At 61.5% G+C, this 20,588-nt stretch carries 18 protein-coding genes, 1 tRNA gene and 1 pseudogene; 9 read left to right on the top strand and 11 right to left on the bottom strand.

Features of this window, described 5'->3' with window-relative positions:
- Positions 1-3: 3 nt before the first annotated feature.
- From gpt to JCM21793_RS08720, 3 genes are all read right to left on the bottom strand, one after another.
- Positions 4-501, bottom strand: coding sequence for a xanthine phosphoribosyltransferase (gpt, locus tag JCM21793_RS08710; RefSeq protein WP_007006975.1), 498 nt, complete (start codon positions 499-501; stop codon positions 4-6).
- A 144-nt stretch (positions 502-645) separates the two neighbouring features.
- Positions 646-1,488 carry a universal stress protein gene (locus tag JCM21793_RS08715; RefSeq protein WP_007006974.1) on the bottom strand — a complete coding sequence of 281 codons (843 nt, stop codon included), beginning with the start codon at positions 1,486-1,488 and terminating at the stop codon, positions 646-648.
- Positions 1,489-1,564: 76 nt separating this feature from the next.
- Positions 1,565-2,317: a competence/damage-inducible protein A gene (locus JCM21793_RS08720; RefSeq protein WP_025030139.1), complete on the bottom strand. Its 753-nt coding sequence runs from the start codon at positions 2,315-2,317 to the stop codon at positions 1,565-1,567.
- A 191-nt stretch (positions 2,318-2,508) separates the two neighbouring features.
- On the opposite strand from JCM21793_RS08720, the gene wrbA reads away from it, so the two are divergent.
- Positions 2,509-3,108 (top strand): NAD(P)H:quinone oxidoreductase, encoded by a 600-nt coding sequence (gene wrbA, locus JCM21793_RS08725; RefSeq protein ID WP_007006972.1) that lies wholly within the window; start codon positions 2,509-2,511, stop codon positions 3,106-3,108.
- Positions 3,109-3,210: 102 nt separating this feature from the next.
- On the opposite strand, the gene JCM21793_RS08730 is transcribed toward wrbA, so the two are convergent.
- Positions 3,211-4,191, bottom strand: coding sequence for a nucleoside recognition domain-containing protein (locus tag JCM21793_RS08730; RefSeq protein ID WP_007006971.1), 981 nt, complete (start codon positions 4,189-4,191; stop codon positions 3,211-3,213).
- Between the two features lie 120 nt (positions 4,192-4,311).
- On the opposite strand from JCM21793_RS08730, the gene JCM21793_RS08735 reads away from it, so the two are divergent.
- Positions 4,312-4,764 (top strand): Lrp/AsnC family transcriptional regulator, encoded by a 453-nt coding sequence (locus JCM21793_RS08735; protein WP_025030140.1) that lies wholly within the window; start codon positions 4,312-4,314, stop codon positions 4,762-4,764.
- Positions 4,765-4,939: 175 nt separating this feature from the next.
- Positions 4,940-5,022, top strand: a tRNA-Leu gene (locus JCM21793_RS08740).
- 39 nt (positions 5,023-5,061) lie between these two features.
- Here JCM21793_RS08740 and JCM21793_RS31200 read toward each other — a convergent pair.
- The 4 genes from JCM21793_RS31200 to JCM21793_RS08755 all read right to left on the bottom strand — a co-directional run bounded on the left by JCM21793_RS31200 (position 5,062) and on the right by JCM21793_RS08755 (position 10,566).
- Positions 5,062-6,087, bottom strand: a complete 1,026-nt coding sequence (locus JCM21793_RS31200) for an autotransporter family protein (RefSeq protein WP_306306738.1) — start codon at positions 6,085-6,087, stop codon at positions 5,062-5,064.
- Positions 6,036-7,532: a pertactin-like passenger domain-containing protein gene (locus JCM21793_RS31205; protein ID WP_306306739.1), complete on the bottom strand. Its 1,497-nt coding sequence runs from the start codon at positions 7,530-7,532 to the stop codon at positions 6,036-6,038. Before JCM21793_RS31205 ends, JCM21793_RS31200 begins: the two co-directional genes overlap by 52 nt.
- Before the next feature lie 75 nt (positions 7,533-7,607).
- The gene (recQ, locus tag JCM21793_RS08750) at positions 7,608-9,587 is read right to left on the bottom strand and encodes a DNA helicase RecQ (RefSeq protein ID WP_025030141.1); all 1,980 of its coding nucleotides are present in this window, start codon (positions 9,585-9,587) and stop codon (positions 7,608-7,610) included.
- A gap of 82 nt (positions 9,588-9,669) precedes the next feature.
- Complete coding sequence (locus tag JCM21793_RS08755; RefSeq protein ID WP_025030142.1) at positions 9,670-10,566, bottom strand: LysR family transcriptional regulator; 897 nt, start codon at positions 10,564-10,566, stop codon at positions 9,670-9,672.
- A gap of 118 nt (positions 10,567-10,684) precedes the next feature.
- On the opposite strand from JCM21793_RS08755, the gene JCM21793_RS08760 reads away from it, so the two are divergent.
- Both JCM21793_RS08760 and JCM21793_RS08765 read left to right on the top strand, forming a co-directional pair.
- Entirely contained in the window at positions 10,685-11,623 is a 939-nt protein-coding gene (locus JCM21793_RS08760) for a DMT family transporter (protein WP_244439703.1), read from the top strand.
- Positions 11,624-11,676: 53 nt separating this feature from the next.
- Positions 11,677-12,318, top strand: a complete 642-nt coding sequence (locus JCM21793_RS08765; RefSeq protein WP_025030144.1) for an NAD(P)-dependent oxidoreductase — start codon at positions 11,677-11,679, stop codon at positions 12,316-12,318.
- A gap of 17 nt (positions 12,319-12,335) precedes the next feature.
- Here JCM21793_RS08765 and JCM21793_RS08770 read toward each other — a convergent pair whose 3' ends face one another.
- Positions 12,336-13,094 (bottom strand): SDR family oxidoreductase, encoded by a 759-nt coding sequence (locus tag JCM21793_RS08770; RefSeq protein WP_025030145.1) that lies wholly within the window; start codon positions 13,092-13,094, stop codon positions 12,336-12,338.
- 99 nt (positions 13,095-13,193) lie between these two features.
- Between JCM21793_RS08770 and JCM21793_RS08775 the strand changes: the two genes are divergently transcribed.
- Both JCM21793_RS08775 and ade read left to right on the top strand, forming a co-directional pair.
- Entirely contained in the window at positions 13,194-13,796 is a 603-nt protein-coding gene (locus JCM21793_RS08775; RefSeq protein ID WP_025030146.1) for a TetR/AcrR family transcriptional regulator, read from the top strand.
- 75 nt (positions 13,797-13,871) lie between these two features.
- Positions 13,872-15,689: an adenine deaminase gene (gene ade / locus JCM21793_RS08780; protein ID WP_025030147.1), complete on the top strand. Its 1,818-nt coding sequence runs from the start codon at positions 13,872-13,874 to the stop codon at positions 15,687-15,689.
- A 131-nt stretch (positions 15,690-15,820) separates the two neighbouring features.
- Here the strand turns inward: ade and JCM21793_RS08785 are convergent, their stop codons facing one another.
- Positions 15,821-17,002, bottom strand: coding sequence for an alpha/beta hydrolase (locus tag JCM21793_RS08785; RefSeq protein WP_007006965.1), 1,182 nt, complete (start codon positions 17,000-17,002; stop codon positions 15,821-15,823).
- A gap of 86 nt (positions 17,003-17,088) precedes the next feature.
- The gene (locus tag JCM21793_RS08790) at positions 17,089-18,546 is read right to left on the bottom strand and encodes a TrkH family potassium uptake protein (RefSeq protein WP_025030148.1); all 1,458 of its coding nucleotides are present in this window, start codon (positions 18,544-18,546) and stop codon (positions 17,089-17,091) included.
- A gap of 133 nt (positions 18,547-18,679) precedes the next feature.
- Here JCM21793_RS08790 and ilvA point away from each other — a divergent pair.
- A pseudogene (gene ilvA, locus JCM21793_RS24930) lies at positions 18,680-19,965 on the top strand (threonine ammonia-lyase IlvA).
- A 9-nt stretch (positions 19,966-19,974) separates the two neighbouring features.
- Positions 19,975-20,511 (top strand): DUF1697 domain-containing protein, encoded by a 537-nt coding sequence (locus tag JCM21793_RS08800; RefSeq protein WP_025030149.1) that lies wholly within the window; start codon positions 19,975-19,977, stop codon positions 20,509-20,511.
- Positions 20,512-20,588 lie beyond the last annotated feature (77 nt).

The following is a 20,588-nucleotide window of genomic DNA, read 5'->3' on the forward strand; positions in this document are numbered from 1 at the left end:
CGTTCAGCCGCGCTGGTCTTCGGCGATCGGCTTCTGGTAGGAGAAACCCATGTCCCAGGGGAAATAGATCCATGTATCCTGGGAAACTTCGGTAACGAATGTATCGACCAGCGGCCGCCCCTTCGGTTTTGCGTATATCGTGGCGAAATGTGCCTTCGGCATCATGGCGCGTACGATGGCGGCGGTCTTGCCGGTGTCGGTCAGGTCATCAACGATCAGGACGTTTTCGCCGTCATCCTTCAGAAGCTCCGGGTTGATCTCCTTGAGAACCCTGAGATCGCCCTGTTCCGTGTAGTCGTGATAGGAGGCGACGCAGACGGTCTCGATCAGGCGGATGCCGAGTTCACGGGAGATGACGGCGGCGGGCACCAGACCTCCGCGTGTGATGCAGACGATGGCTTTCCAGTCGCCATTGGCGCCGGCGAGCCGCCAGGCGAGGGCGCGCGCGTCGCGGTGAAACTGGTCCCAGGAGACCGGGAAGGCTTTTTCGGGAAGAGACATCGACATCGCACTCCATATACGCATCGCGGCGGCAGATCGGAATGCGCGGTGAATTAGCCGGAAAGGGATGTCGAGCGCAAGCCCGACACCCTCCGATGACGGATTTTCAGCCCGTCTCCACTGCAAAGACGGGGCGAACCGGCATCAATGTGCCATGAAGGTCGGCACGGTCATGCTCTGCAGAATGGTGCGGGTGGCACCGCCGAACACAAATTCGCGGAGCCTGGAACGCCCAAAGGCGCCCATGACCAGAAGATCGGCGCCCGTGTCGGCGACGCGATTGTCCAGCACCTCACCATGGGAGAGACCGCCAGATTGCTCCACCTTCACCGTGACGTCGATGTCGTGACGGGCGAGTGCCGCGGCGATGGCGGTGCCTGCCATGGCGGCGTCGCGGCGGGGCGTGTCCTGCGGGTCGACGCAGAACACTTCAACGCTGCCTGCTTCCTTCATAAAGGGCAGGGCATCGAAGGCGGCACGCGCTGCCTGGCGGCTACCGTTCCAGGCGAGTATGATCTTCTTGAACTCGGCCTCGCGTGTCTTGTGGATGTAGGGCACGAACAGGACCGGGCGGCCGCTTTCGAAAAGCAGGGCTTCGACATTGGCTTCCATGGCGCCGGCAGCGTCCGGATCGGTCTGCTGGGCGATGACGAGATCGGCACTGCGCGCGCTCTCGATGCCGGATATGGCGGAATCGCCCGAAACACTGTCGAAACCGCGCCATTCATTACCGACGGCTTCCCTGCGGGCGCGCTCGTTGAAAAGGTTGCGGATCACTGCGTGACGGCGGTTTGTCTCTTCCTGCATATCTACGCTCAGATCGACGACGGGTCCGCCCATGGGGGAGGCCATGACCATCGGCAGTGCTTCGGCGTGGAGACCGATGACATGGCTGTCATGACGGGCCGCAAGCGGCAGGGCAAGATCGAGAACGCGCGGGGCGTCGGCTTCGCTTTGAAGAATGGCAAGAATGGTCTTGTAGCTCATGTCAGCCTCCTTGGAGCTGCGATGCAGGGCCGTCTCTATTCCTAACGCTTTGAGAGGCAAAAAGTTTTGCGCCAGATCAACCTTTTACCACCTGCCTGGCGGGAATGGCTTCCAGCATGCCGCGTGTCGCCTCGACAGCCGCCGCAAGCGCCTCCCTCGAACGGGAGCGAACCACGATTTCCGTCCAGAAGGAACCGTCCTGATATTTTGGATAAGAGCCGATGATGGTTTCGGGATGGGCGGCCTGGATTTCGCCGAGCGGACCCCCGATCGCGCCTTCGGGAAGCGGGGAGGGGATGGTCTCGGAGATAAGCCGGGCGCCGGTCCTGAGTTTGGGGATCACATTGTCGAGCATGGCCTGGAAAATTGCCGGCACGCCGGCCATCACATAGACGTTTTCGACGCGGAAGCCGGGGGCGACCGAGATCGGATTTTCTATGTGTTCGGCGCCTTCGGGCATGCGCGCCATGCGCTTGCGTGCCTCGGAGAATTCGATGCCGCGGCGGCCATAGTGCTCTGCAAGAAGCCGGTAGGCCTGCTCGTCATAACCGCATGGGCGACCGAAGGCACGGGCGATGGAATCGGCGGTTATATCGTCGTGGGTGGGGCCGATGCCGCCTGTGGTGAACACGTAGGTGTTGCGGGCGCGCAGCGCATTCACGGCTTCCACGATGGCCGTCTCGTCGTCTGAGACGACGCGCACTTCGCGCAGATCAATGCCGACCGCCGTCAGCATGTCGGCCAGGTGGCCGATGTTCCTGTCCTTGGTGCGGCCTGACAGGATTTCGTCGCCTATGACCACCATCGCGGCCGTTACGAGTTCGCTCATTTCGTGTGTGATCCCTGTTGACCAAAGGAGAGATAAACCTCCGGCAGGGCGGGGGCAATGGGCCTCAAACGGTGAACAGTGTGTCGGCTTTCGTGCGGTTTTTAGTGAACCCGACAGAGGTTAGATGCGTTGAGGTCGCGTCGTCGCGGCAGACGACCGAAACAGAGATTGCAGCAAAAGCGGAGCAGACAATGACCAAGATTCTGGTTCTCTATTATTCGAGCTGGGGCCACATGGAAGCCATGGCGAGGGCCGCCGCCGAAGGCGCGCGGGACGCAGGCGCCGACGTGACCATCAAGCGCGTGCCTGAACTGGTTCCGGAAGAAGTGGCCCAGAAGGCACATTACAAGCTCGACCAGGAGGCCCCGATCGCCGAGCCGCTGGAGCTCGCCGACTATGACGGGTTCATTTTCGGTGTGTCGACGCGCTACGGCATGATGGCGGCGCAGATCAAGAATTTCCTGGATCAGACGGGGCCGCTCTGGGCGGAAGGCAAGCTGATCGACAAGCCGGCCACGGTGATGTCGTCTACCGCCACGCAGCATGGCGGCGCGGAGCTTGCGCTGGCCTCGACGCAGCTCGCCCTTCAGCACCACGGTATGCTGATCGTGCCGCTCTCCTATGCCTATCAGGACCAGATGGGCAACGACAAGGTGCGCGGCGGGGCACCCTATGGCATGACCACGACCACGAATGGTGACGGTTCGCGCATGCCTTCCGAGCAGGAGCTTGAAGGCGCGAAATTCCAGGGCAAGCGGCTGGCCGAAATCACCGCAAGGCTTGCTGGCTGACAGCGGCGAAAGCCGGAAATTCAAGCACAATCGCCCCCGCAGAATTCCGCGGGGGCGATGTCGGTCTTCAAGGCCAGAACGTTTCCACTTCCACTGGATGTTCTACGGGCCGGCCGGTGCCTCGCATTTCGTGCGCCGGAACGCCCATGAAAAAAACCTGTCATCGGGGATCGAGCGCAGGACGCAGGCAATCAGGGCCGTTGCCGCGACTGCGAATGCAAGGCGCCCGGCGAGCACGCCAAGGGCGTCTGCGCCCAGAGCCATGACGATCAGAGTGTCCTCGATAATGCTGTGCGCAAAGCCCATGAATACGCATGAAATGAAGACCTGGCGGGGTGAGATGTTACCCGTTCGCGCTTCGCGGATCAGCAATCCGCCACCGTAGGATATGCCGAGAAACAGACCCACGGCGGTAAACTGTCCCGCTTCCTCCCTTATTCCGGCAAGGCGCAGCGCCGGGGCAAGTATCCGCATCAACAGTGCCATGATGCCCGTCAGCTTCAGGACTTCCAGCCCCCAGGCAAGGGCAAGGAGAATGGCGAGCATGACGGCAAGGGCCTCCAGGAGCCCGAAAAGGAAACCCAGCCAGTCGGTGGAGGCGACGACCGGTATCCAGGTCGGGTTGAGCGGCTCCGCGAGCCAGCCTGTTGTCTCCAGTACATGATGCAGGATGATGGCGTAAACGACGGCACCGGCGATGCGGATCGACGTGGTGATCACAAATCCCGGACCGGCTCTCTGGATGATCTTCTGCTCAATCGGCAGGCCGTGCGCGATCAGCACAAGTGCCGAAAACACCGTGATGTCGGCAACGCTCATCGACGTGGCGGGCACCAGCGTGAAAATCATAGCAATCGCACCCCAGATCCCCACGAGCATGCCCGTTAGCCAGGCAAGGCCCAGTTCCGGCGGCAAACCGAAGAGAGCCATGACGGGCGCCAGAGCGGGCGCCGCGAGATCGATCAGTCCCGCCCGGGACATCACCTCGGTCGCGATTGTGATGGGAACCATGATGCGCACGAGTTCCCAGTATATCTGAAGCGTCTCGAGGGTTTTGTGGATGGCAAAACGGAGTGCGGACATCTCTGTCTCCAAAAATTCACTGCTGCCATTCTCTAGTCCGACGACATTCGCATTTGTGGTCAAAAATTGCATGTTTATGCAATTTTATTGCACTCTAGGATTCGTCATCTGGAGGTATGAATGGATCGGATCGACAGGAAACTGCTGAACCTTCTGCAGCGCGACGCGTCGCGCACCAATGCCGCCCTGGCCGACGAGGTGGGGCTGTCCGCTTCAAGTTGTCTTCGGCGGGTTCGGAGATTGCGTCAATCCGGTGTCATTGACCGGATTGCCGCAATCCTGAACCCGGCCAAGACCGGGCGCACGCTGAAGGCGGTGGTGACGGTGGAGTTGAGACTTCACGGTGAACCGAACACACGGCAATTTCTCGACCTGGCGGCCAGGGAGGAAGCGGTTGCCCAGGCTTATGCCGTGACGGGAGAGGTCGACGCCGTTCTGATCCTGCGTCTGCGGGACATGGAGGAATATGATGCGCTCTGTAACCGACTGTTTCAGGAGCGGATGAATGTTGCGAGATACTGGACGATGATGGTGATTCGAACCGGCAAGGACGACACCATGGTTCCGCTTTGACATGCGCTGACGAAAGCGGCCGCGCCTGCGGTGAAGCAGGAACACGCAAGACCCCATCACGTGGATGCCGACGGGGTTTCACGCGCCATCATGTGCAAGTGAACATGCGTATTCTCTGAAGAACATGCGTATCGCGCTTGATCGCGCGGGTTTCTACCGCTAGTCGTTGAACCGTGCGGACGTGGCGAAACTGGTAGACGCAGCAGACTTAAAATTTGCCGCCTTTGGGCTTGCGGGTTCGACCCCGCGTCCGCACCAGACACGCAGGGAGCGTGAGGCGAACAATGCCGGCACAGCCTACCAGGTGATGCTCAGGCCCAGATTGGCCTCGACTATCTGCGTTTTCTCACCGCCGATATTCGTCGTATAATCCGCTGTTGCGAAAAGGCCGACCTGTTTGGTGAGGTTGGCTACAAGGCCTGCGCCGAGTTCGAGTGATGTGCCATTGAGTTCTGTTGCAACCGCGTCCCCGCCGAAACCGAGGCTATGTTCTGCCGAGAATGTGTGCCAGAGATTGGCCTTGAAATACGGTTTCAGGCTCTGGCCATCGTCTGCCTGAAAATCTCCCGCCAGACGTATTCCCAACCGTCCTGTGACGACGTCGTCTGTTTCGAAGGTGACCGTAGAAAAACGGTCGCTCTGATCGTCGAGTGAGAGATGCTGCCAAATCAACTGGGCCTGCGGTTCCAGGCGCCAGCGATCGTTGAGAGCGACAGGATAGCCTGTTTCAACCGAGGCTGCGACACCGGTCCCGTCAACCTCGATGGCTTCGCCGGCATTGGAGCGTGCCTCTCCGCCGAACCAGGTACCCGTCACGACGCCGTCCAGATACCAGCCATTGGGCGCAACATGCGTCCAGTAGCCGCCCAGGCTGGTGCCATGAATGTCGAGTTCGCCGACTGCCACGTCATTCCAGCCAATGGCCTGACCGGTGGTGTCACCGTTCATGCGGGCATGACTGATAAAGATTCCGGCCCGGTCAATATGCCCGCTATGGCTTTCGCGTCCAATCAGGTCCTGGCCAAGCTGAAAGCCCAATAAATTCCCGTCAAAACCGGGAGCGACGGTGCCGCCCCATTTGCTTTCGACGGTCTGGCCGAAGAGCCGGCTCCAGCTTGCCGGTAAAACCGTGTCTCCATTCCGCAGAAATGGTTGTGAGCCGCGTCTTTCATGGAACGTGCCAAGCGTGGACGCCGCCAAATGCTGAAGCACAGGCGGGACGGTGGAGTAGGCTGCAACCTCCGGACGGTATAGCGGAACGGTCTCGCCTGTCACGAGGGTCGCGCCCGGAGTGGGCGGGGTTCCCGGTGAAGGCGCAGGCACAGAGGCGAAGTTGCTGGTGGGTTGACGATGGTTGAGCGCAGGTACCAATTCTCCTGCGTGCCGGCGGAGACACCGCCTCTATACAGTTGATACTCGAAAGCCCCGACCGCGACGCGGTCGTTGAGGGAGAACGCGCCAGCGGCGGTCGTTCCGCCTCCTGTCGCCTCGACGACCATGATCCCGTCCTGAACCGTGGTGCCGCCGCTGCCGCCCAGATTGACGATGGAGATGCCGGTGGAACCGGTGGCGGTTCCCTCCGCGATGACAAGCTTGTCCGAAGGCGAGGCATCGTCGCCCAGCACCGTGTTCAGAGACAGAATTCCGCCATCTCCGAAATAATCGCCGGTGATCGTGAACGTATCGGTTGCGCTGTTGCCGCCATTGGTCAGGTCGATGGTGCCGGCATTGCTTACACTTGCTCGTTGGCCGGTGCCGAACGCATTGATGCCGCCAGTCGCCGAGCCGCCGAAGAGAGCGCTGGTCGCGTCGATGTTCATGGATCCGGTGCCGGTGCCGCTGTCGCCGAGGGTAAGCGTCTCGCTACCCGAGAAGGTCAGGGCAGATCCTGCGTTCACATTGATGGTTTCAAGCGTCTGGAAACGATCAGGAGTGTCGGCCACCACGCCTTCAAGCGTCAGGTCGTCTGCGCCGAGGCCGCCGAGAAACGCATTTAGACCGCCAAGATTGGAGGCGTTCAGGTTGCGTAGCGTGGCAGTATCGTCATCACCGCCCAAATCCACATTGCCGCCAATGCTGCCGCCGCCATCCCACAGGAGTGTATCGGTTCCCACGCTCAGCCGGACATCGCCGCCGACAGAACCGCCGGTAATCGTGACGCGGTCGGTGCCTCCGCTGACGCTGATATTGCCACCGATCGAGCCGCCGGAAAGGATGATGGTGTCGTGTCCGAATCCGGCCACCAGATTGCCGTCAATGGTGCCGCCAGACATATCAAAAATGTTGTTGGCCAGTTTCATGTCGACACGACCGATGCGCCCACCCGTCATGACCGCTTCGTCGCCGTCGTCGAAATGATTGACGATATGGCCCCCGGACATGAAGAACGTGTCGAAATGTCCGCCCTGGTTCAGGCTGTCAATCTGGCCGCCAGTCATCCTGAAATCGTCAACGCCGTCGCCCTGCTGCAGCTGACCGTTGATTTCGCCTGAATGCACCTCGACCGTGTCGACGCCGGGACCAAACGTGACATTGCCGTTGATAATGCCGGAGCCGCCAGCGGAGAGTGTCAGGGTGTTGTTGCCTGAAAGGTCCAGAACATCGCCCGTGTGCGTGCCGCTATCACAGACGAATATGTCGTTACCGGCCGTAGGAACCAGAGTGCAGGCGGCGTGAGCGGTGGAAACCGGCCATGCCATGAAACTTCCCAGCGCGCTTCCCGACAATAAGATTGCCGTCAGTCGGCCGTTGAACGTCCGATAATGCATGTGCCCCCTCAAACCACTGGCATCACGACGCAGTTTTTTGTTTTTACCGGATGCCCTTCCTGAAATCTCAGGATCCTATACAGGTCGCATTATGATGCGACGCGATGGTCTTATGCATTTATGACAGACAGTGTTTTGCTGCCCGAGCCCAAAATACCCATGATTTACAAAATATACCGAGACCCAAGTCGACAGACAATTACTTAAATCAATAAAATTCTTATGTTTCGCTTCTTCTCGCGGAAGTGATTTCTTAGCGATAGCTGGCGATGACGTCCAGAAAGCTTCGCCATATCGGTCGAGCTTGGCCTCTCCGATGCCGGAAATTCCGGCCATGGCGCTGCGGGATACGGGGCGGGCGGTGGCCAGTTCGATCAGCGTGCGGTCGTGGAAGATGACATAGGGCGGCAGGTTCTGCGCGCGGGCAATCTCGATGCGCTTTTCACGCAGCGCCTTGAAGAGCTCGGCATCTGCCGGGGCGAGGGCGCTGGCAGCTTCGCTGCCGGAAGAACGGCGGCTCCTGCCCTTTGTCGCCGGGCGGGGAACACGCAGCATCATCGTTGGCTTTTCACGCAGAAACCGCGCGCCGCGCTCGGAAATCGAGAGGCCGCCATGGCCGCTGAAATCCACATCGACGAAGCCGTGGGCGACCATCTGGCGCAGGATGGAGCGCCAGGTGCGCTGATCGTGCTCCTTGCCGATGCCATAGGTGGAGATCTGGTCGTGCCCGAAACGGGTGATGCGTTCGTCCTCCGCGCCGAGCAGCACGGAGACGATATAGGCCTGCCCGAAGCGTTCGCCTGTCCGGTAGATGCATGAGAGCGCTTTCTGCACCGCGATGGAGCCGTCGAAGCGCTCTGGCGGACTGGCGCAGGTATCGCAGTTGCCGCAGGGCTCGCAATCGTCGCCGAAATAGTTGAGCAGGACCTGGCGCCGGCACTGGGCCGTTTCGGCCAGACCGAGAAGCGCGTCGAGCTTCTGCATCTCCATACGCTTGCGCTGGTCTGATGCGTCGGACTCCTCAATGAAGCGGCGGCGCAGCGCAATGTCGTCGAAACCATAGAGCATCATGGCTTCGGAAGGCAGGCCGTCACGACCGGCGCGGCCCGTCTCCTGATAGTAGGCTTCAATGCTGCCGGGCAGATCGAGATGCGCTACGAAGCGCACATCCGGCTTGTCGATGCCCATGCCGAAGGCAATGGTGGCGACCATGATGACTGCTTCCTCGCGCTGGAATCGGGTCTGGTTGGCCTCACGCGCCTCGCGATCCATGCCGGCGTGGTAGGCAAGCGCGTTGTAGCCTTCCGACTGAAGCCAGGCGGCGGTTTCGTCGGTCTTGCGCTTGGAAAGGCAGTAGACGATGCCGCTCTCATCCCTGTGCTTTTCAAGGAACCGCTGGAGCTGACGCCGCGGATTGTCCTTTTCCTCAATGGCGTAGTTGATGTTGGGGCGGTCGAACCCGGCGATGAAGCTGTCGAGCCCGGCAATGCCCAGATGGGCGATGATTTCCGCGCGGGTGGGCGCGTCGGCCGTGGCGGTGAGCGCCATGCGCGGCGTGTCCGGAAACTCTTCGACCAGTGCATCGAGCTGACGGTAATGGGGGCGGAAATCATGGCCCCACTGGGAAAGGCAGTGTGCCTCGTCGATGGCGATGAGCGAGAGTCTGACCTGTTTGAGCCGGTCGAGAACCGCCGGGCGCAGCAGGGTTTCCGGCGAAACGTAGAGGATGTCGAGGGAGCCGTTTCCCATCGCGCGCCAGATGGCCTGGCGGGCTTCGGGCGGCAGGTTGGAGTTGAGCGCGGCGGCCCGCACGCCGGCCTGTTTAAGCGCGGCCACCTGATCGGCCATGAGGGCGATGAGCGGCGAGATGATGAGGCCCAGGCCCGGGCGGCAGAGTGCAGGGATCTGATAGCAGAGCGACTTGCCGCCGCCTGTCGGCATCAGAACGAAGGCGTTGTTGCCGGCGATGACGTGATCGACGATTTCGGCCTGGCGGCCGCGAAAGGCTTCGTATCCATAAACGGTCTTGAGGATATGCGTCGGGTCAGCGGTCACAGCGGTCCTGTCGGGAGAATCGGGTGGTTATTCTCTCATAACAGGTTTGGGCGCGCACTGCAGACGCGCGCGGCGTGGACAGTCAGACAGCTCGGGCGGGGAGCGTTTCTACCAGGAAGTCGAGGAACGCACGCACCTTGGCCTGCACATGGCGGGCGGAGGGGTAGATCGCGTAGAGTGTGGTGTTCATCGGTGTCCAGTCGGCGAGAAGCGGGACGAGGTGGCCGGAGGCGAGGTCGTCCTGCACATAAAGTCTCGGAATAAGGCTTACGCCGAACCCGGCGCGCAGCGCATCGCGCACGGCGAGGCTCGAGGTGACTTTGTAGCGGCCGTTGACCGGCACGCTGACGCTGCGGCCGGCCTTGTGGAAAGTCCATTCGTCCGCGTGGCCTGAAAGCGTGAACTGCACGCATTCGTGGCGGCGCAGCTCCTCCGGTGCGGCGGGTGGTGCGTTGCTTTCGAGATAGGCGGGCGCGCAGCACAGGACGTGATCGAGGATGAGCAGCGTGCGGGCGATCAGGCTCGAATTTTCCAGCCGGTCGCTGCCGCGAATGACCAGGTCGAAACCATCCTCGACAATGTTGACGCGGCGGTCGTCGAGCCTCAGGTCGAGGGTTATCTCCGGATAGCGTTCGAGAAAGCGCGGGATTGATGCCGACAGGGCGACGAGGCTCGCCGCCATGGGGGCGCTGACGCGCAGGAGACCGCGTGGCTCCTGCTGGAGCGGCCCAAGGGTGGCGTCGGCCTCCTCCAGATCGTCGAGAATGCCGGCGATGCGTTTGTGATAGAGCGCGCCTGCCTCTGTGAGGCTCATGCGACGCGTCGTGCGGTTGATGAGACGGACGGCGAGATGCGCTTCCAGCTCTCTGATGTTCTTGCTGACGGCCGCGGGGGACAGGCGCAGGCGCCGCGCAGCCTCGGCGAAGCTGCCAAGTTCAACGACCGTTCGGAACACGGTGAGGGCGGTGAGGCGATCCATAATTCAACACTGTAAGTCAATAGTCATTCGTCTGAGTCGCATATTATCAATCGGATCGCAATGAACTAGCTATGCCTTCATGTTCGACGCCGATAGAGTTCTGAAAGGCAGGTGACCCGTGGCGATTGACAGGGAGCAGAGTGTGATGCGTGCCCATCTGGGCATGCTTTTGTGGGCGCTGATCGTCGGGGCCTCGTTCCCCGCGGTCGGGTTCCTGTCCGACGACTTGCCGCCGCTGCTTCTGACGGCGCTGCGTTTCGCCATCGCGGCACTCGCCATGGTGCCGATGGTGCGCGGACGCGAGGACTGGCGGCCGAGCCTGCCGGCCCTTGCGCTCTACGCGGTGATGGGGCTCTGCCTTGCGGGATTTTTCGGCATCATGTTCTGGGCTGCGCATCGGGTGACCGCGCTTTCCATGTCGGCGCTTTTTGTGACGATGCCTCTGATTGCCTACGGGCTGGGGCGGATGCTGGGCGTCGAGCCGCGTGCGGGCGGGCTGTTGGCCATTCTGGGGCTTGGGGCTCTCGGTGCGCTGGCGCTGGCCATGGCGCAGACGGGCGGCGACCTCGCCCAGTTGCAGTTCGGCTGGAACGAGGTGCTGTTCTTTGTGGGCTGCATTGCGTCTGCGCTCTACCCCGTGCTTTCCAAATGGGGGCTGGCGCGGAACCTGCTTTCGAAGGATGCGGCGGCGCGTACTTTCTGGAGCCTCGCCGGCGGCGGTGTGCTGATCGCGCTGGCCGGTGTGACTTTCGAGCCGGTCGATGCGCTTTCGCGGATGCAGATGGGCGATATCCTTCTCGTTGCCTATCTCGGCGTCTTTTCAAGCGGCGTGACCTTCTGGCTCATGCAGCGCGGCACGGGTGTGCTGACGCCGGGTGCGGTGACGGCCTACAGCTATCTCGTGCCCTTCGTTTCCATGGTGGTGCTCTTCGTGACCCGGCCGCAACTGATCGGCTGGCACTGGCTGCCGGGCAGCCTGATGGTGATTGCCGCTATCGTGACCCTTTTGAAGCGTGGCTCGGGCGTTGCCTCCCGGCCCGTTGGGCAGACTGGCTGACGCTGGCTGCACCCTTCTTCAAATCTCAAAACACTCAATTCTGGAGGACGATCATGCGGATCGCCGTGCTTGGTGCGAATGGAAATGTGGGTTGTCGCGCGGCGGCCGAAGCGCTTGCGCGTGGCTATCGGGTGACGGCCGTAGTGCGGGACAGGAAACGTGTGACGAATGTGCCTGAAGGCGCGGCGATCGTGGTTGCGGATGTGAGCGACGCAGATGCAATCGCGCGGCTGGCGCGGGAACATGATCTGCTTATCGCCGCAACACGGCCGGCAGGCGGACATGAAGGCGATCATGCCGCGATGACGGATGGGATTCTGGCCGGACTCAAGGGCAGTTCCGCCAGGCTGATCATGGTGGGCGGGGCGGCTTGCCTCGCCGTGCCGGATTCCGATGGCGGCCTTGTGCTGGATGATCCACGCTTCGTACCGCCGGCGATCCGCCCAATCGCACAGGCAAGCCTTGACCAATACCGGCGTTGCCAGGAGGCCGACGATGTGGACTGGACCTATCTTTGCCCGCCGGCGCTGCTGGAACCGGGCGAGCGGACCGGTCGATATCGGCTCGGTGCGGGGGAATTGTTGCTCGATTTGGCCGGGCGGTCCGCGATTTCCATGGAGGATTTTGCCGTCGCGCTGGTGGATGAGGCGGAAGAGGCGCGACACCGCCGCGCCCGCTTCACCGTCGCCTATTGAGACAGGGCGGTGCTTCCTCAGGCGTTGCTGCCGCCATCAACGGCCAGCGAAGCGCCGGTGATATACTGACCTTCAGGACTGGCAAGGTGGGCGACCATGGCGGCGATATCATCCGGCGCGCCATAGTGGCCCACCGCGTTCAGGGCGCGCTGCCCGTCCGCACCTGGCCCGTCGGCGGGGTTCATGTCGGTGTCGGTGGAGCCTGGATCCACCACATTGACGGTGATGCCACGCGCGCCGACATCGCGGGCGAGCCCCTTGGTGAACCCGATGAGCGCTGATTTGCTCATGGAGTAGAGCGTGACACCGCCATGGGGAACACGCTGGGCGAAACAGGAACCAATGGAAATGATCCGCCCGCCTTCGCGCATGTGCGAAAGGGCTGCCTGTGAGGCGACGAATACGCCCTTCACGTGGATGCCGATTGTGCGGTCGATCTCTTCCACGGTGACGGCCTCCGGCGGGCCGTAGGGGAAGATGCCTGCGTTGTTCACAAGAATATCGAGCCGGCCGAAGGTCTCGGCGGCGGTGTTGACCGCAGCGGTGACAGCCTGCGGATCGGCACTATCAGCCTGAATGGCGAGGCCGCGAGCACCGATGGCCTCTATCTCCGCCACAATGCCTTCAGCCTTTGCAGCACTTGCCGCATAGGTGATTGCGACGTCTGCGCCGCGCACTGCAAGACGCCTGGCGATGGCCGCTCCAATGCCGCGGCTGCCCCCTGTGATGAGGGCTGCCTTGCCCTGCAGATCCCGGTTGATTTCCGTTCCGGTCATGTCGTTCTCCTATTTATGTACCGATCGTTATAAAAATAGTCAGGCTTGAGAAATCGGGTCAAGGAAATTATTTACGGCTTGGTACAAAAGGTATTCGAGATGGCTGGACGCGGCAGGCCCAGAGCATTTGACAGGAACGAAGCGCTGCATCAGGCGATGCGGGTGTTCTGGTCGTGCGGATATGAAGGCGCTTCGATGAATGAGCTCGCCGAGGCAATGGGCATCAACAAACCCAGCCTTTACGCAGCTTTCGGCTGCAAAGAGGCGCTGTTTCGTGAAGCGATTGAGCTCTACGAGCGCGAGGAGGGCGCGCCTGTTGGCGAAGCCCTGCAGAATGGGAGCACGGCGCGTATCGCCATCGAGGCTGCGCTGCGTGTCAATGCACAAAGCTATACAAATCCCGATAATCCGCGTGGTTGCATGGTGGTGATCTCAGCACTTGCCGGAGCGCCGGAGAACAACCCTGTCTGCCGCTTTCTGGCCGAGAACAGGCGTGACAGCGAAGAGGGTTTTCGCCGCCGCGTGGAGCGCGGCATTGCCGATGGGGACGTGCCTGAAAGCGCGAATCCGAGCAGTGTTGCGGCTTTCTACGCAACCGTAATGCACGGGCTTTCAATCCGGGCGCGGGATGGGGCTACATCCGACGAGCTTGAACGGGTGGTCGACAGCGCCATTGCTGCCTGGGATATGATTGCGCGCTGACAGACCTTTCTGCTGAAACAGGCTGGCGTGGAAGACGCGGGTTTGCCAAAGTGGATCCTCCATCAGGAGGATATCATGCCCGATACCAAGCCCGTGCAGTCCACCGAACTCAAGCCATGGCACGCGGTCGCGCCGCTTCTGGTGGATGTGGCCATGGGACGCCGACCGGCCGATCTGGTGGTGCGCAACGGGCGCTGGGTGAATGTCCATTCGGGCGAAGTAATCCCCGCGACAGATATTGCCATCGTGGCGGGGCGTTTTGCCTATTGCGGGCCGGATGCGAGCCACGCCATCGGTGAGAAGACCAAGGTGGTCGACGCGATGGGGCGCTATCTGGTTCCAGGGCTATGCGATGCGCACATGCATGTGGAAAGCGGAATGGTGACGGTGACGGAATTTTGCCGCGCCGTGATCCCGCATGGCACGACCTCGATGTTTATCGATCCGCATGAAATCGCCAATGTTCTGGGCCTCGACGGTGTGCGGCTGATGCATGACGAGGCCATGGCGCAGGCGATCAACGTATTTGTGCAGATGCCGTCCTGCGTGCCTTCGGCGCCGGGGCTTGAGAATGCGGGAGCCGAACTTACAGCCGAGGATGTGGCGGAAGCCATGGACTGGCCGAACATCATTGGCCTCGGCGAGGTGATGAATTTTCCGGGCGTTGCGGCGAATGACGCGACGATGACGGGCGCGATTGCTGCGACTGTGAAGGCTGGCAAGACGGTTGGCGGGCATTATGCCTCGCCGGATCTTGGTCTGCCGTTCCACGGTTATGTGGCAGGTGGGCCGGAGGACGACCATGAGGGCACGCGTGCCGAGGATGCGATTGCGCGTGTAAGGCAAGGCATGAAGGCCATGCTCCGGCTTGGCTCTGCCTGGTACGATGTGGCAAGCCAGATCAAGGCGGTTACGGAGCAGGGGCTCGATCCGCGCAATTTCATTCTGTGCACCGACGACAGCCATTCTGGAACGCTGGTCAATGATGGACATATGGACCGCGTGGTGCGGCACGCGATTGCCCAGGGGCTGAAGCCGGTGACGGCGATCCAGATGGCAACGATCAACGCGGCCGAGCATTTTCGCCTCCAGCGCGAACTGGGCTCCATCGCGCCGGGGCGACGGGCGGATTTCCTCATCGTGTCGGACCTCGCCGAACTTGCGATTGACGAGGTGTTCGCGCGGGGTGTGAGGCTGGCGCGGAGCGGCCGGCTCGAAGCGGACATTCCCGCTTACGATTACCCAGCGAAGGCGAAGAACACGGTGCGGCTCGGCGAGGAGCTTGCGGCAGAGGATTTCGACATTGCAGCACCCGAAGGCGCGAACCATGTGCGGGCGCGGGTGATCGGTGTGATTGAGAACCAGGCACCGACGCGGGCGCTCGAAGCCGAGCTCGGTGTCGAGGACGGCGTTGTCGCCATGGACCGGCGCAACGATGTCTGCCAGATCGCGCTGGTGGAACGGCATCGCGGCACGGGGCAGGTGACGAACGGTTTCGTCTCGGGTTTTGGCTATATGCAGGACTGTGCGATGGCCTCGTCGGTGGCGCATGATTCACACCACATAATCGTTGTGGGCACCAACAAGGAAGACATGGCGAAAGCTGCCAACCGGCTGGGCGAAGTCGGCGGTGGCGTGGTGCTTTTCTCAAAGGGGCGCGAACTGGCGCTGGTCGAGATGCCGATTGCAGGGCTGATGTCGGACGAGCGGGCCGAAGTGGTGGCGCAGAAGGCGGCGAAGCTGACCGGGGCCATGCGCGAGATGGGCTGCACACTCAACAACGCCTATATGCAGCACTCGCTTCTGGCGCTGGTGGTGATCCCCGAGCTTCGGATATCCGACACGGGCATCATCGACGTGTCGAATTTCCGCAAGGTCGACCTCTTTCTCTAGATGTGAGCTTTCAGGAAGTTGTTCACCGGACGCACAGAGGCCACTCTAAATTATTGATGGAGCATCGGAATAGCCCGAAAGCCGGATATCGCTTTTCGGTCCGATGTATCCGGTGCCCCAGGTGAAGGAAATCAGCGCCGCCGTCCCTGGCCGGTGGCGAGTTCGATCACACTGAGCGGTGTGGTGATGACGATGTCGGCCGCCGAGCCGAATGTCTGCCCGAGCCCGCGGACCAGGTTTTCGACCTGACCGACAACAACATCCTCATTGCCTTCGTTCAACTCGCCTTCGCTTGAAAGACGCTCGCCGAGGAGGCGCACGAGAACGGGGTTTTCGGCAAACTTCGTGTGGTTCAGCCAGTCGCCCGAAGAGACCTTTGTCACGTCGATGACTGTTACACCGAGGCCCGTGAGATCTTCTGCATTGCGATAGTCGCCGAGCCGGGGCTGATTGCCTGCGATAAAGCCGGACAGTGTCAGCGCCCGGTCGTTCTGCGACGTGAGGACGGCAAAGGGGCGCTCCGGCACGCCATAGCGCCGCATCTGTCCCTTGAAGACGTCTATGTCGATATCGGGCGAGGCGAGAACGACGTCGGCCAGCCTTCCGCCGAGATCGCGGTCGCCGGAAATGGCGAGCTGGCGCAGCGCCTCCATGGTGACCCAACTGCCCATGGAGTGCGCCACCACATCGATGCGCCGGGCTCCCGCGCGGGCGAGTGTGCGCAGCGTTCCTTCCAGCGCATCGCGGGCCGATGTGGCGCTGTTGCTGTCGTAGACATAATCGATCGTGCGGCCGGCTGACGGCCAGGAAAACAGGATCGGCGTACCCGTATACTCTGAATCGTGAAAGATCTGCGCGGCGCGATAGACGGCTTCGTCGAAGCCGGTGTTGTAGCCGTGGATGAACACAAGCGCGCGTCCGCTATGCGCGGCGATATCGTTCCTGAGCGCAGTCTCGAAATCGTTTTCCCCGGCGAAGAGAATGGCGCGGCGGGCGGCGAAATAACGGGCCGGATCGGCAACCCTGGGATTGGGAGCAAGCTCCATCTTGCCGGTTTCGTGCACGGCGGGAACGGTGATCTCCACCTTTGCGAATGCCGGATCGGGCGCACGTCCACCAGCAAAGAGTTCACCCGGCTTCTCCGCCTGCATCCGGTTGGTGGCAATGAAAATGCCGTGAGTTCCCGCAATCTGGTCCGCGCGTGCAGGCGCAATCGTTTCAGCGATCAGACGCGAGGGATGCGGATTTGCGCAGCCGGCAATCAGCGCAACAAGGAGAAGGACGAACAGATGCTGAAACTTGTGGAACGGCATTCTACAACGACCCTGTTCGTGGCTCACGGACCGCCAGCGTGTGGCCCGGCATTTGTTTTAAGAGGAAAGAGCTTGCGGATGGAAGGCTATCTTTCCCAGAAAACCGGCGTGAAGATGACGAGAACCGCCAAAATTTCCAGCCGCCCCATCAGCATCGCGAAGGCGATGATCCATTTGGCAAGATCCGGAACCGGCGCAAAGCTGCCGGCGGGACCAACGACCTGACCAAGACCGGGGCCGACATTGGTCAGCCCGGTCAGCGCGGCGGAAATGGCGGTCACGAAATCGAGCCCGGTGGCGGCAAGCAGCAGGATGATGACCGCCCAGATAACCAGAAATGCCGACATGAACAGAACGACGGCGCGTTGCAGGTCGTCATCCACCGGCCGGTCGCCATAGCGGACCGTGACGATCGTGTTGGGGTAGACAAACCGGCGCAGGCCGTTTGCCAGAAGCTTGAACAGGATCAGGAAGCGATACGCCTTGATGCCGCCGGTGGTGGAACCCGAACAGCCGCCGAGAAACATGGCAACGAACGCGGCGGCGACGCCGAAGGCGCCCCATTGCGAATAGTCGTCGCTGGCATAGCCGGTTGTGGTGATGATCGACACGAAATTGAACGCCGAATGGGTAAGGGCGTCAAAAAATGTGTGGTCGTGGACGATGCGCAGATAGACGGCGACGGCAAGGACGAACACGACCACGTAACCGGCGAAAACACGGATTTGCGGGTCACGTAGGGCATCGAGCCGCCCGCGGATCGCAAACAGGATCAGGATGGAGAACGGCAGCGCGGAGATGAACATGAAGAGCGTACTGATCCAGAGCACCGCCGGATTGTCGGCATAATAGCCCATGGAGGCGTCGTGGGTGGAAAAGCCCGCCGTTGCGATGGTTGTCAGAGCGTGGTTGACCGCATCGAAGGCGCGCATGCCGGCTGCAGCATAAGCGATGGCACAGGCGAGCGTGAGCAGGGAATAGATGCTGATGAGACCCAGACCAAAGGTCGAGAAGCGGTCGAAGGGGCGATCTTCGATGTCCGAGGATTCGATCCGGAAATAGGAAACGCCGCCGACATTCAGGAACGGCAGGACGAAGAGGCCCAGTGCGATCACGCCGAGGCCGCCGATCCATTGCAGGATGGAGCGCCAGACGAGCAGGCCCGGCGGCATGCTGTCGAGGCCGACGATCACCGTTGCACCTGTCGCCGTGACGCCCGAGACGGATTCGAAAAATGCATCGGCGACGCTGAACTCCACCGAAGAGGCAAGCATCGGGACGGCGCCGGCGATGCAGGCCGTCATCCACAACAGATTGACGACAAGGAAGCCGAAGCGGGAGGAGATGACGGGCGCGCGCCCCTGGGTGGCAAGTGATACGCCGATGGCGAGCCCGCCGGTGAAGAGTGCGGAAAAGGCGAAAACCTGCCAGTCGTCATTGCCGTAATATAGATCCACGGCTGCCGGGATGAGCATGGCGGCCGAGAGATAGATGGCAAAGACCGCCGCAATGTGCAGTGCGGCGCGTACAGCGAGATATTGCAAGGACTGAACCTCAGGCTGCTCAGAAAAGCGTCTGTTGTTCGGGAAGCGATCCCCCTCCCTGGCGCGAGAGTGGCGTCCCGCGCCCCGATATGCAATAGCCCGTAGGACACAAGGACTGGATAGGCAAGAGAGCATGAGTGCAGCATCGGGTGATAGCGAATTCGTGGACGCGGTGGCAGAGGCGGCTGGCGCGCTGCGGTCGCTGTTTGCCGAAACGCCTCTTCAGGAGAACGACTATCTCTCCAAGAAGACCGGGGCGCGGGTCTTCCTGAAACGCGAGGACCTGACGCCGGTCCGATCCTACAAGATTCGCGGCGCATTCAATTTCTTCCGCAAGGCGATGGCGCAGGGCGGGACAGGGCGTACATTCGTCTGCGCCTCAGCGGCAATCATGCTCAGGGATTTGCCTATGTCTGCCGTCATTTTGGCTGCAGGGGTGTCGTTTTCATGCCGGTGACGACGCCGCAGCAGAAAATCGACAAAACGCGTATTTTTGGCGGAGATTTCGTTGAGATCCGGCTGATCGGCGACTTCTTCGACGATTGCTACAGGGCCGCGCTGGCGTTTGCCGAGGAGAGCGGTGGCGCCATGGTGCCGCCCTTCGACCACTCCGACATCATCGAGGGGCAGGCAACGGTGGCGCGCGAGATTGCCGAGCAGATCCAGGCGTTCGACGGTGCGCGCATGGACGATAGCCTGGTGATCCTGCCGGTGGGCGGCGGCGGTCTTGCTTCCGGTGTGACGCGCTATCTCACGGCCAGTGGGGAAGCGGGCTCCTTTGCCTTTGCCGAGCCGGAAGGGGCGGCGAGCCTGCAGCAGGCGCTGGTGCAGGACCGACAGGTGCGGCTCGACAGGGTGGACAATTTCGTCGACGGGGCGGCGGTGGCCGAGATCGGCGCGGCGCCGTTTTCGCATCTCAAGACGTTTGACGCCGATGCCGTGCATCTCGTGCCGGAAAACCGGCTGTGCGCGACGATGATCGAAATGCTGAACATTGAGGGCGTGGTGCTGGAGCCAGCGGGAGCACTGGCCATCGACACGCTGAAGGATTTTGCGCCGAAGGAGCTTGAGGGGCGCACGGTGATTGCCGTTGTGTCGGGGGGGAATTTCGACTTCGAGCGTCTGCCGGACGTGAAGGAACGGGCGCTGCGTTTCGAAGGGTTGAAGAAGTACTTCATCTTCCGCTTCCCGCAGCGCCCCGGCGCCCTGCGCGATTTCCTCGACCTTCTGGGACCGGAAGACGACATCACGCGGTTCGAGTATCTCAAGAAGTCGGCGCGGAATTTCGGCTCGGTTCTGATTGGCATCGAGACCAGGAACCGTGCCAATTTCGATGTTCTGACAGGGCGGTTTGACGCGGCCGGCTGGGCCTATCAGGACATAACAGACAACGATACGATTGCGGGACTGATCATCTGAGGGGCGAAAGTGTCCAAAACGCGGTTCATTGTGCTCTTTCGTGGGGTGGGTGGTGCAACACAGCTGCCCGTGAAGGAGTTGCGAGAGGTTTTGGGTGAGGGTGGCTTCTCCGGGGTAGCGACCTACATCAACAGCGGCAACGCCGTGCTGACGGCGACCTCCGGTGAAGAGGATGTGCGTAGGCGCGTTTCCGACCTCGCGAATACGCGCATGGGCTTCCAGAAGGCGATCATGGTGCGCAGCCTCGACGAATGGGAGGCGATGATCGCCGGCAACCCGTTTCCGCAAGCCGAGAATGCACCGACCTGTGTGCATGTTTATGCGATGGAACGCGAACCTGAACTCGAAAGAGTGCAAGCGCTCAAGGCACTGGCGACTGGCACGGAAGAGTTTCGTATCAACGGGCGCACGCTCTATCTCTATACACCCGATGGCATGGGGCAGTCGCGCTTCGCGCCCAGGATGGAGCGAACCCTGAAACTGGAGATGACCGGCCGCAACTGGCGCAGCATGCTGGCGCTCAGAAGGCTTGCCCGTGATGGGTGAGCGGTTGCGTCGCACAAATTAGCGATTGCACTTTGCCGGCAGATAGCCATATGACGCCGAGACGCATGGGTCGGCAA

Source organism: Nitratireductor aquibiodomus NL21 = JCM 21793, assembly GCF_000615975.1.
Taxonomy (GTDB): domain Bacteria; phylum Pseudomonadota; class Alphaproteobacteria; order Rhizobiales; family Rhizobiaceae; genus Nitratireductor; species Nitratireductor aquibiodomus.